A 10,512-nucleotide genomic window follows, 5' to 3' on the forward strand; every position below is an offset into this window, starting at 1 on the left:
TCCCAGAATGCCAAACGGCCCCGAAGGGCCGTTCGCTGATCAGGACGTGGAAAGCATCGAACGTCTTAGCGGATGCGCTTGGCGGCCGGTTCCGGCACCAGTTCGCCGTTCAGGCGACGGTCCAGGTAATCCTCGCATTCGGCCATCAGCGGCTCCACCTTGCCGTTGAAGAAGTGGTTTGCCCCTTCGACGACGCGGTGGGTGATGAGGATGCCCTTCTGCGTCTTCAGCTTTTCGACGAGGCCGTTCACATCCTTTTCCGGAGCCACCTTGTCGCCGTCGCCATTGATGATGAGGCCAGACGACGGGCAGGGCGCGAGGAAGGAAAAGTCGTAGATGTTCGGCTGCGGCGCAATCGACATGAAGCCTTCGATTTCCGGACGGCGCATCAGGAGCTGCATGCCGATCCAGGCGCCGAAGGAATAGCCCGCAACCCAGCAGCTCTTGGAATCGGGATGCAGGCCCTGCACCCAGTCGAGCGCGGAGGCCGCATCCGACAATTCGCCGGCGCCGTGGTCGAATTCACCCTGGCTGCGGCCGATGCTGCGGAAGTTGAAGCGCAGCGTGGTGAAGCCGCGCTTCTGGAACATGTAGAAGAGCTGGTATACGATCTGGTTGTTCATCGTGCCGCCGAACTGCGGATGCGGATGCAGGATGATCGCGATCGGTGCGCTCTTTTCCTTGGAGGGCTGGTAACGTCCTTCGAGGCGGCCTGCAGGGCCGTTGAAAATCACTTCGGGCATCGGTACTCCGGTCAGCTTTTTGATGTTTCCAACTGTTTCATGATGGCTTTGACTTGACGAAGTCGCTCATCTTTTCTAGAAACAGTTTAGAACCATTCGAAAGTGGGCTGGCGTGTGCCGCCCAGTTGGTCGTCTCATACGGCATGCGCGGCGAAAATTTCAAGGAAAATGCGTCGCACGGGAAGATCTAGACCGGGAAGCTCTGCAGGCAATGGCAACGGCACGGACATATCTGGACTGGAACGCGACGGCGCCGCTCTCTGAGGCGGCAAGAAGCGCCATGCTGGACGCCTACGCCCTGCCGGGCAACGCCTCTTCGGTGCATGCGGAGGGCCGTGCGGCCCGCGCCGGTCTTGATCGCGCCCGCCGGCAGGTGGCAGCGCTTATCGGTGGTGATCCGCAGCATGTGATCTTTACCAGTGGTGCGACGGAAGCGGCCAATCTGGTGCTGACGCCGGATTATCGCATGGGGCGCGCGCCGCTTGCTGTCGGGCATCTGTACGTCTCGGCCATCGAACATCCGGCCGTTCGCGAAGGCGGGCGTTTTCTGCCCGGAAAGATCAGCGAGATTGCGGTGACGCCGCAGGGTGTGATCGATCTTGCGGTGCTGGAGGCAGCGCTTGCGCGTCACGATATGGCAGCAGGCCTGCCGATGGTTGCGGTCATGCTGGTCAACAATGAGACCGGCGTCATCCAGCCGGTCGAAGAGGTTGCGCGCCTCGTGCATCAAAAGGGCGGTCTGCTGGTGGTGGATGCCGTACAGGCAGCCGGGCGCATTCCGCTCGACATCCAGGCGCTGGATGCCGACTTTCTCATTCTCTCCTCGCACAAGATCTGCGGGCCGAAGGGCGTGGGCGCCCTCGTGTCGCGCGGCGAGGTGATGATGCCAAGGCCGCTGATCCATGGCGGCGGACAGGAAAAGGGCCATCGCTCCGGCACGGAGAATTTTCCCGGCATCATCGGCTTTGGCGCAGCCGCCGAGCAGGCGTCGACTGATCTTGCCGCGAGAAACGCCGGCATCGGAGAGTTGCGCGCCGTTCTGGAGGCTGGAATGGCGGCGGTGGCACCGGATGTGATCATCCACGGAGCCGGCGTGGCGCGGGTGGCCAATACGACGTTTTTCACACTGCCCGGCCTCAAGTCGGAAACAGGCCAGATCGCCTTCGACCTCGAGGGCGTGGCGCTGTCTGCCGGCTCTGCCTGCGCCTCTGGCAAGACCGGGCAGAGCCACGTGCTGGCGGCAATGGGATGCGATCCGGGCCTCGGGGCACTGCGTATCTCGCTCGGACCGGACACCACCGGCCAGGATATCGAAAAGGCTCTTGCGGCCTTCACCAGAATTGCCGGGCGGCGCAGGCTGCCCGGACAGGCCGCGTAATGCGGTGAACTATTCGCGGCGACCCGACCGATCTGTTGCGAAAACGCAAAAATATGCTTGCCAAACGGTGTGAAAACCGCCTTCTGGCGCCTACATAGAGGCGGACCCCCGCCACGACCGACAAGCTGCCGGACCCTTGATTCCGGCGAGATTGGAGAATGAACATGGCTGCTGTGCAGGAGACGATCGATCAGGTTCGCCAGATCGATGTGGACCAGTACAAGTATGGCTTCGAAACCGTCATCGAAGTCGACAAGGCTCCCAAGGGCCTTTCCGAAGAGATCATCCGCTTCATATCCGCCAAGAAGCAGGAGCCGGAATGGATGCTGGAATGGCGTCTCGACGCCTATCGCCGCTGGCTGACGATGGAAGAGCCCACCTGGGCGCGCGTCGATTACCCGAAAATCGATTTCAGCGACCTGCATTATTATGCGGCACCGAAGACGACCCCCGGCCCGACCTCGCTGGAAGAGGTCGATCCGGAACTGTTGAAGGTCTATGAGAAACTCGGCATTCCGCTGCGGGAACAGGAAATCCTCGCCGGCGTCGAAAAGCCGCGCGTGGCCGTCGATGCCGTGTTCGATTCGGTCTCGGTCGTCACCACCTTCAAGAAGGAACTGGCCAAGGCCGGCGTGATCTTCATGTCGATCTCGGAAGCCGTGCGCGAGCATCCGGACCTGGTGAAGAAATATCTCGGCTCCGTGGTGCCGACGACCGACAATTATTACGCGACGCTGAATGCGGCGGTCTTCACGGACGGCTCCTTCGTGTTCGTGCCGAAGGGCGTGCGTTGCCCGATGGAACTGTCGACCTATTTCCGCATCAACGAGAAGAACACCGGCCAGTTCGAGCGCACGCTGATCATCGCCGAAGAGGGCGCCTATGTGTCCTATCTGGAAGGCTGCACAGCGCCGCAGCGCGATGAAAATCAGCTGCATGCGGCGGTCGTCGAGCTTGTAGCTCTGGACGATGCCGAGATCAAGTATTCGACGGTGCAGAACTGGTATCCGGGCGATGCGCAGGGCAAGGGCGGCATCTACAATTTTGTCACCAAGCGTGGCGATTGCCGCGGCCATCGCTCGAAGATTTCGTGGACGCAGGTGGAAACCGGTTCGGCCATCACCTGGAAATACCCGAGCTGCATCCTGCGCGGCGACGACAGCCGCGGCGAATTCTACTCGATTGCCGTCTCCAACGGTCATCAGCAGATCGACAGCGGCACCAAGATGATCCATCTCGGCAAGAACACTTCGAGCCGCATCGTCTCTAAGGGTATTGCCGCCGGCGTGTCGCAGAACACCTATCGCGGTCAGGTCTCGGCGCATCGCAAGGCCACCAATGCCCGCAACTTCACGCAGTGCGACTCGCTGCTGATCGGGGACCGCTGCGGTGCGCATACCGTGCCCTATATCGAGGCGAAGAATTCCTCCGCCCAGTTCGAGCACGAGGCGACCACGTCGAAGATTTCGGAAGACCAGCTGTTCTACTGCCTGCAGCGCGGCATTCCGACGGAAGCGGCGATTGCGCTGATCGTCAACGGTTTCGTCAAGGAAGTCATCCAGGAACTTCCGATGGAATTTGCGGTCGAGGCCCAGAAGCTGATCGGGATTTCGCTTGAAGGAAGCGTGGGCTAACCGTCAGGTGTCGTCATCCTCGGGCTTGTCCTGAGGATCCACGGCCCGAGGTGACGCAGATTTATGGATCCTTGGGGCAAGCCCGGGGATGATGGAACAAGCGCCGGGATGGCGCACACGGTAACAAGCGGCCCTTGAACCGCTTTTGGACAGGACGACAAACATGCTTGAGATCAAGAACCTGCACGCCCGGATTGCCGAAGACGGCACCGAAATCATCCGTGGCCTGAACCTCACCGTGAAGGCTGGCGAAGTGGCGGCCATCATGGGACCGAACGGGTCGGGCAAGTCGACGCTGTCCTACATCCTGTCGGGCCGCGAGGACTATGAGGTGACCGACGGCGAGATCCTCTATAACGGCGAAAGCATTCTGGAACTGGATCCGGCCGAGCGTGCGGCGAAGGGCATTTTCCTTGCCTTCCAGTATCCGGTCGAAATTCCTGGCGTTGCCACCATGCAGTTCCTCAAGGTCGCGATGAACGAGCAGCGCAAGGCGCGCGGCGAAGCGGAACTGACGACGCCGGACTTCATCCGTCGCGTCAAGGAATCGGCGGCCGAGCTGAAGATCAACCCGGACATGCTGAAGCGTCCGCTGAATGTCGGCTTTTCCGGTGGCGAGAAGAAGCGCGCGGAAATCCTGCAGATGGCGCTGCTTGAGCCGAAACTGTGCGTGCTGGACGAGACCGATTCCGGTCTCGACATCGACGCGCTGAAGATCGTCGCGGACGGCGTCAACGCGCTGCGTTCGCCCGATCGCGCCGTCATCGTCATCACCCATTACCAGCGCCTGCTCGACTACATCGTGCCGGATACGGTCCACGTTCTCTACAAGGGCCAGATCATCCGCACCGGTGACAAGAGCCTGGCGCACGAACTGGAAGCCAATGGCTATGCCGACATCATCGGCGAAGCGGCCTGAGGCGCCAGCAGAAGGATTTTTGCCATGAACATGCAGACGACAGCCCGGCAGACGGCCGCGGAAGCTGCGTTGATCGAGGCGTTCAACGCCCAGGTGGGTGAGCTGCCGGGCAATGGTGCGGTGATCAGCGCCCGCGACCGCCTTGTCGATGACTTGAAGAGCAACGGTTTGCCGACACGCCGCATCGAGGCCTGGCATTATACGGATTTGAAGACGCTGCTGCGCGCCATCCCGGCGGCCGTGCCGGCCGCCGTGGTCGATGCGCCGGAACCGCTGGTGGCAGGATCTGCCGTCATCACAACCCGCCATGGCCTTGCCGATCAGAAAGTCGGAATCGGTGGCGTGCTGGTGAACGCCTTTTCGGACATGCTGTCGGAAGGCACGGCAGCTCCTGGCCTGTCGGTGATCGACCGCGACGACACGATCGGCAAGATCAACGGCTCCTTCGTGCGCGATGGTTACGTGCTGGAGTTTCCCGCTGACGCCACGATCGAAAAGCCGGTGGAAATCCAGGTCCTTCATGGCGATGGACAGGTGCATACCCGCTTTCCGGTGAGCTTTGGTGCCGGATCAAAGGCAACCGTGATCGAGCGACATCTGCCGACCGCCAAGGGCGAGGCCTTCGTGACGTCCGTCAGCGATATTTCGCTGGAAGACGGCGCCGATGTGACCTGGATCATCGTGCAGCAGCAGGGTTCGGCTGATACGCATCTTGGTCAGCTGCGCGTGCGCGTCGGCTCCAATGCCAAGCTGCGGCTCTACGTCATCAATGCCGGCGGCAAGCTGGTGCGCCAGGAGCTGCGGATTGACGTGGCCGGCGAAGGCTCCGATCTGCAGCTGCGCGGCGTCAACCTTCTCGGAGGCGAAACGCATACGGATGTGACGCTGGTTCTCGGCCATCATGTGCCCAACACCACCTCGACGGAAATTTTTCGCAATGTGGTGTTCGATCGCGCCCGCGGCGTGTTCCAGGGCATGATCAAGGTGGCGCTGGATGCGCAGAAGACCGATGCCCGCATGGCCTGCAACACGCTTCTGATGTCGGACGAGGCGGAGTTTTCGGCAAAGCCGGAACTGGAAATCTTTGCCGATGACGTGCAGTGCGGCCATGGCGCAACGGTTGCCGATATCGACGCCAACCATCTCTATTACCTGATGGCCCGCGGCGTTCCGAAGAACAAGGCGCGCGCCATGCTGGTCAACGCCTTCGTGGCGGAGATCGTCGAGGAACTGGAAGACGAGCAGCTGGTCGAGGCACTTGAAGCCATCATTTCGAGCTGGCTCGAACGGCACGCCTGAGAGGGCCGGCCTGTGCGGCGCGACCTCTCTTGCCGCAGGCTCGGGCTCGTCCCGAGCATGACGGAGGGGTTTGCTGCACCGTGAATGGATCCTCGGCCAAGAGCCGAGAAAAACGCTGAGCAAGGAGCGATGCTTGTCGGCATCAGGTGGCCTCGTGCGAGGGCTCTGTCCGAAAGCGGAAATCGAAAGGGTCTGCGATGGGCCAGTTGAATTCGACCACCTATGACGTCGAGGCGATCCGCCGGGATTTCCCGATCCTCTCGACGATGGTCCACGGCAAGCCGCTGGTCTATCTGGACAACGGCGCCTCGGCGCAGAAGCCGCAAAGCGTGATCGATGCCATTTCTCACGCCTATTCGGCCGAATATGCCAATGTCCATCGCGGCCTGCATTATCTCTCGAATGCCGCGACGGAGGCTTACGAGGCCGCGCGCGAAAAGGTGCGCCGGTTTCTGAACGCGCCGAGTGTCGATGAGATCGTCTTCACCAAGAACTCCACGGAAGCCATCAACACGGTCGCCTATGGCTGGGCGATGACGCATCTGAAGGAAGGCGACGAGATCGTTCTGTCGATCATGGAGCACCACTCCAACATCGTGCCCTGGCACTTTCTGCGCGAGCGGCAGGGTGTGAAGCTGGTGTGGGTGCCGGTCGACGAGGATGGTGCCTTCCATCTGGAAGATCTGGAAAAGTGCCTCACGGAAAAGACACGGCTGATCGCGATCACCCAGATGTCCAATGCGCTCGGCACCATCGTGCCGATCAAGGATGTCTGCCGCGTCGCCCGCGAGCGCGACATTCCCGTGCTGGTCGATGGCAGCCAGGGCGCCGTCCACATGCCGGTCGATGTGCAGGATCTCGGCTGCGACTGGTATGTGATGACCGGCCACAAGCTCTACGGCCCCTCCGGCATCGGCGTGCTCTATGGCAAGAAGGAGCGTCTGTTTGCGATGCGCCCCTTCCAGGGCGGTGGGGAGATGATCATCGACGTGGAGCAGGATTTCGTCACCTATAACGATCCGCCGCACCGTTTCGAGGCCGGCACCCCGCCCATCGTTCAGGCAATTGGTCTTGGCTATGCGCTCGACTATATCGAAAGCATCGGCCGCGCCAAGATTGCCGCCCATGAAGCCGATCTCGCCGCCTATGCGACCGAACGGCTGACGGCGATCAATTCGCTGCGCATCATCGGCAATGCGCCGGGCAAGGGGGCGATCTTCTCCTTCGAGCTTGCCGGCATTCATGCCCATGACGTGTCGATGGTGATCGACCGCAAGGGTGTGGCCGTGCGGGCCGGCACCCATTGCGCCATGCCGCTCTTGAAACGCTTCGGCGTCACCTCCACTTGCCGTGCATCCTTTGCGATGTACAACACGCGCGCCGAAGTGGACGCGCTGGCCGACGCGCTCGACTACGCGCGAAACTTCTTTGCCTGAGGATTTTGCCATGGCTATCGACGAACCCGAACTGAAATGGGATGCCCGCGAGGGGCTGATCCAGTCTCAAATTCCGCAGGAGGAGCTGGCGCGCCTGTCCGACGACGTCATTTCGGCGCTGAAGACGGTCTACGACCCGGAAATTCCGGCCGATATCTTCGAGCTCGGGCTGATCTACAAGATCGACATCGAAGACGACCGCATGGTGAAGATCGTCATGACGCTGACGGCGCCCGGCTGCCCGGTCGCCGGCGAAATGCCGGGCTGGGTTGAAAATGCCGTCGGCGCCGTGGAAGGCGTGTCCGGCGTCGAAGTGGAGATGACGTTTGATCCGCCATGGACGCCCGAGCGCATGTCGGAAGAGGCGCAGGTGGCCGTCGGCTGGTATTGAGGGCCGCGATGCGCTAATCTCGTGTCGGAAGCGGAGTAACCTTTCATGGCGCGCGCACATCCCATTCGCATCGAGCTTTCGCCTGACATGAGCGACCTCGTGGAGAGTGTCGTTCAGTCGGGCGATTTTCAATCGCCGGACGAGGTGGTTGCCGCGGCGCTCAATGCCTGGCAAGCGCAGCGCATGGTTGGCAATTTTTCCGTCGAGGAGCTTGATAGCTTGATCCAGCAGGGGCTGGACAGCGGCGAACCCATTGATGGTGAGGAATCCTTCCGGCGTCTTCGCGCGGAATTCGTGCGCGAGTTTGGGGTCAAGGCCTGATGGCTTATCGTCTCAGGCCGCTGGCCGAGCGCGATATCTATCAGATCATGTCCTATATCGCTCTGCGGAACCCGCGCGCCGCCTTGCGCTGGCAGATTGAGATCTATGCGACATTTGATTTTCTGGCTGCGATGCCTGGAGCTGGAACGCAACGGCAAAGTGATCGGCTGAACGTCAGCATGTTTCCGAAAGATGGGTATCTGATTTTCTATCAAATCAACGAGACGAACATCGATATTCTGCGTGTTCTGCATGCCGCGCGCGACTGGCCAAAACTGGTTCGGTGAACACAGTTATTGATCGTGCGCCCTGGTGTGCCTACATTGAGAAACGAAACCGCCGGGCCTTGAACCCGGTTGCGTGAAGGAGAATGAGCCGATGGGCTTTGCCGTGATGACCATGACCGATGCCGCCGCCGATCGCGTGAAGGCAATTGTTGACAATGCCGGGCCGCAGGCGCTCGGGATCCGCGTCGGCATCAAGAAGGGCGGATGCGCCGGCATGGAATATACGATCGATCTGGTGACCGAGCCCAATGCCAAGGATGATCTCATCCAGCATGGCGGCGCAAGCGTCTGGGTCGAGCCGTCGGCCGTGCTTTATCTTCTCGGCACGCAGATGGATTTTGAAGTCACCAGGATGCGCTCCGGCTTTACCTTCAATAATCCCAACCAGACATCCGCCTGCGGCTGCGGCGAATCGGTGGAGCTGAAACCTGCCGATCTGGCGGCACTTGCCCGGGAAAGGGCAGGGCAGGCACCCTCGGCCTGAACCCTGGCCGCGCCGCCCGAATCGTCCGGTTGCGCCGGGTGATCGGACCATTCGCATCCTCACACACCGGCCGGGACGTCACTGTCCGCTGATCGAATCAGCCGGTTCTGATCAAGTCGTCGAGCAGCTTTTCCGTGGCGACGCCAGCGCCCGCTGCATCCTCTCTTCCGATGGCGCGGATGACCCCGACATGCAGGCCGACTGATCGGTCCATCGCCTCGATATCGGCGGTGGAAAACCACAGGCGACGCGAATGGCTGCGCAAGGGCGCAAGCGCGCTGGTGATGAAGCGGTTGGGGCAGGCTTCGTCCACGATATCGTCGAAGCGCTTGTCTGCCGCCAGGAACCCCGCCATGTCTGCGGTGGCTGCCGCCGTCGTCATGTCGCGCGCACAATCTACCAGCCGCGTGCGCTGGCGCTCATCGGCGTGGGTTGCCACAAGAGATGCAGCCAGTGGCTCCAGCCGGCAGCGCACGGCCATGATGTCGGCAGCATCACCGGCCTCAATCTCGGCGACCTGCAGCCCGACGCGCGGACGCACCAGCATCAAGCCCTGCCATTCCAGCTTCTGAATTGCCTCACGCACCGGCGTGCGGCCATGGCCGGCGATCTCGATCAGCTGCTTCTCCGTCACGAGCGCACCCGGCGCCAGGCGCAGCATCACGATCATCTGCTCGAGCGCGTCGTAGGCCTGGCGGGCAAGGGAATCGGATGCTGGAGGCGTGTCGACGGTCTTCATGACAGATCTGATATATCAGTTCTTCTGCCATCGCAAATCACGCCCAGTCTTATGCTGATATATCAGTGCAGTCTGTGCTCCCCCTCGCTGCTAACGGCCGCTTCGCATGGCCATACAAAGCAAGAGGAAACCGTTCAGAATCACTCGCTGCCTTGGGATCTGGTCGAGCGACATGTCGGACCGCCAGACCCACGCCACGCCGCTCCTATGCATCCTTTTCAGCCGCCAGGCGTTTGCTCTCCATCGAAACCCAACGACGGAGATGATCATGATCGAGGCAGAACGTATTCAGGAACACGCAAAGGTCATTGGCGCCGATGGCATTCCGGTCGGCACGGTGGACCGCGTGGTGGACGGCCGAATCAAGCTCACCAAGCGCGACAGCGGCGAAGGAAGCCATGAAGGCCATCATCACTTCATCCCGCTCTCGCTGGTGGCCTATGCCGATGGAGATACCGTGCGGCTCTCCTCCAATGGCTCGGTCTCTGTGTCCTACGAGCAGGAAGAAAACGGCAGCAGCGCCCATTAAGATATTTCGCTGTTGAAACATCCCATAATTTCGCCTTTCGCGGGTTGACCGCGGAAGGCGACCTGCCTATGTTCCGCGCACTTTCGAAGGGCAGTCAATACCCGCCTCGGGAGAGCGTAGCTCAGCCGGTAGAGCAACTGACTTTTAATCAGTAGGTCAAGGGTTCGAACCCCTTCGCTCTCACCACTTTCCGGCCATCCGACTTCCGACATTTGGTTTTCCGATGTCGGATGAAGTCGGAAAAGTCGGACGGTACTTTTTCATGTTCACACGTCCTCCCTCGTCTGGGGCGATGGGGCGTCGAGATAGCGAAGCTCCCAAGTCGGATGGTAGATCAGGGCGTCCTTGTCGC

Annotated in this window: 12 protein-coding genes and 1 tRNA gene; 11 read left to right on the top strand and 2 right to left on the bottom strand. The window is 61.0% G+C overall.

Annotation, left to right across the window (positions count from 1 at the left end; translation table 11 throughout):
- Positions 1-65: 65 nt before the first annotated feature.
- Positions 66-743 (bottom strand): alpha/beta hydrolase, encoded by a 678-nt coding sequence (locus ACEXP3_RS22300; protein WP_210105151.1) that lies wholly within the window; start codon positions 741-743, stop codon positions 66-68.
- A gap of 211 nt (positions 744-954) precedes the next feature.
- On the opposite strand from ACEXP3_RS22300, the gene ACEXP3_RS22305 reads away from it, so the two are divergent.
- The 9 genes from ACEXP3_RS22305 (at position 955) to sufA (ending at position 8,892) form a co-directional block, all read left to right on the top strand.
- Positions 955-2,121: a cysteine desulfurase family protein gene (locus ACEXP3_RS22305; RefSeq protein WP_377299409.1), complete on the top strand. Its 1,167-nt coding sequence runs from the start codon at positions 955-957 to the stop codon at positions 2,119-2,121.
- 164 nt (positions 2,122-2,285) lie between these two features.
- The gene (gene sufB / locus ACEXP3_RS22310) at positions 2,286-3,755 is read left to right on the top strand and encodes a Fe-S cluster assembly protein SufB (RefSeq protein WP_377299410.1); all 1,470 of its coding nucleotides are present in this window, start codon (positions 2,286-2,288) and stop codon (positions 3,753-3,755) included.
- Between the two features lie 163 nt (positions 3,756-3,918).
- Positions 3,919-4,674 carry a Fe-S cluster assembly ATPase SufC gene (gene sufC / locus ACEXP3_RS22315; protein WP_210105147.1) on the top strand — a complete coding sequence of 252 codons (756 nt, stop codon included), beginning with the start codon at positions 3,919-3,921 and terminating at the stop codon, positions 4,672-4,674.
- A gap of 24 nt (positions 4,675-4,698) precedes the next feature.
- Complete coding sequence (gene sufD / locus ACEXP3_RS22320) at positions 4,699-5,973, top strand: Fe-S cluster assembly protein SufD (RefSeq protein ID WP_377299411.1); 1,275 nt, start codon at positions 4,699-4,701, stop codon at positions 5,971-5,973.
- Positions 5,974-6,170: 197 nt separating this feature from the next.
- Positions 6,171-7,409, top strand: coding sequence for a cysteine desulfurase (locus ACEXP3_RS22325; protein ID WP_377299412.1), 1,239 nt, complete (start codon positions 6,171-6,173; stop codon positions 7,407-7,409).
- A 10-nt stretch (positions 7,410-7,419) separates the two neighbouring features.
- Positions 7,420-7,800, top strand: coding sequence for an SUF system Fe-S cluster assembly protein (locus ACEXP3_RS22330; RefSeq protein WP_210105144.1), 381 nt, complete (start codon positions 7,420-7,422; stop codon positions 7,798-7,800).
- Positions 7,801-7,845: 45 nt separating this feature from the next.
- Complete coding sequence (locus ACEXP3_RS22335; RefSeq protein ID WP_377299413.1) at positions 7,846-8,121, top strand: ribbon-helix-helix domain-containing protein; 276 nt, start codon at positions 7,846-7,848, stop codon at positions 8,119-8,121.
- On the top strand, positions 8,121-8,408 hold the full coding sequence (locus tag ACEXP3_RS22340; RefSeq protein WP_377299414.1) for a type II toxin-antitoxin system RelE/ParE family toxin: 288 nt from the start codon (positions 8,121-8,123) through the stop codon (positions 8,406-8,408). Before ACEXP3_RS22335 ends, ACEXP3_RS22340 begins: the two co-directional genes overlap by 1 nt.
- 91 nt (positions 8,409-8,499) lie before the next feature.
- Positions 8,500-8,892: a Fe-S cluster assembly scaffold SufA gene (gene sufA, locus ACEXP3_RS22345; RefSeq protein ID WP_210105141.1), complete on the top strand. Its 393-nt coding sequence runs from the start codon at positions 8,500-8,502 to the stop codon at positions 8,890-8,892.
- A gap of 97 nt (positions 8,893-8,989) precedes the next feature.
- Here sufA and ACEXP3_RS22350 read toward each other — a convergent pair whose 3' ends face one another.
- Positions 8,990-9,631: a GntR family transcriptional regulator gene (locus ACEXP3_RS22350; protein WP_377299415.1), complete on the bottom strand. Its 642-nt coding sequence runs from the start codon at positions 9,629-9,631 to the stop codon at positions 8,990-8,992.
- Positions 9,632-9,899: 268 nt separating this feature from the next.
- Between ACEXP3_RS22350 and ACEXP3_RS22355 the strand changes: the two genes are divergently transcribed.
- Both ACEXP3_RS22355 and ACEXP3_RS22360 read left to right on the top strand, forming a co-directional pair.
- Positions 9,900-10,160 carry a DUF2171 domain-containing protein gene (locus ACEXP3_RS22355; RefSeq protein ID WP_377299416.1) on the top strand — a complete coding sequence of 87 codons (261 nt, stop codon included), beginning with the start codon at positions 9,900-9,902 and terminating at the stop codon, positions 10,158-10,160.
- A gap of 110 nt (positions 10,161-10,270) precedes the next feature.
- Positions 10,271-10,346 (top strand) — tRNA-Lys (locus tag ACEXP3_RS22360).
- The last annotated feature ends 166 nt before the right edge of the window (positions 10,347-10,512 follow it).

The sequence above is a fragment of the Neorhizobium fuzhouense genome, assembly GCF_042611105.1.
In the GTDB taxonomy this organism is placed as follows: Bacteria; Pseudomonadota; Alphaproteobacteria; order Rhizobiales; family Rhizobiaceae; genus Neorhizobium; species Neorhizobium galegae_A.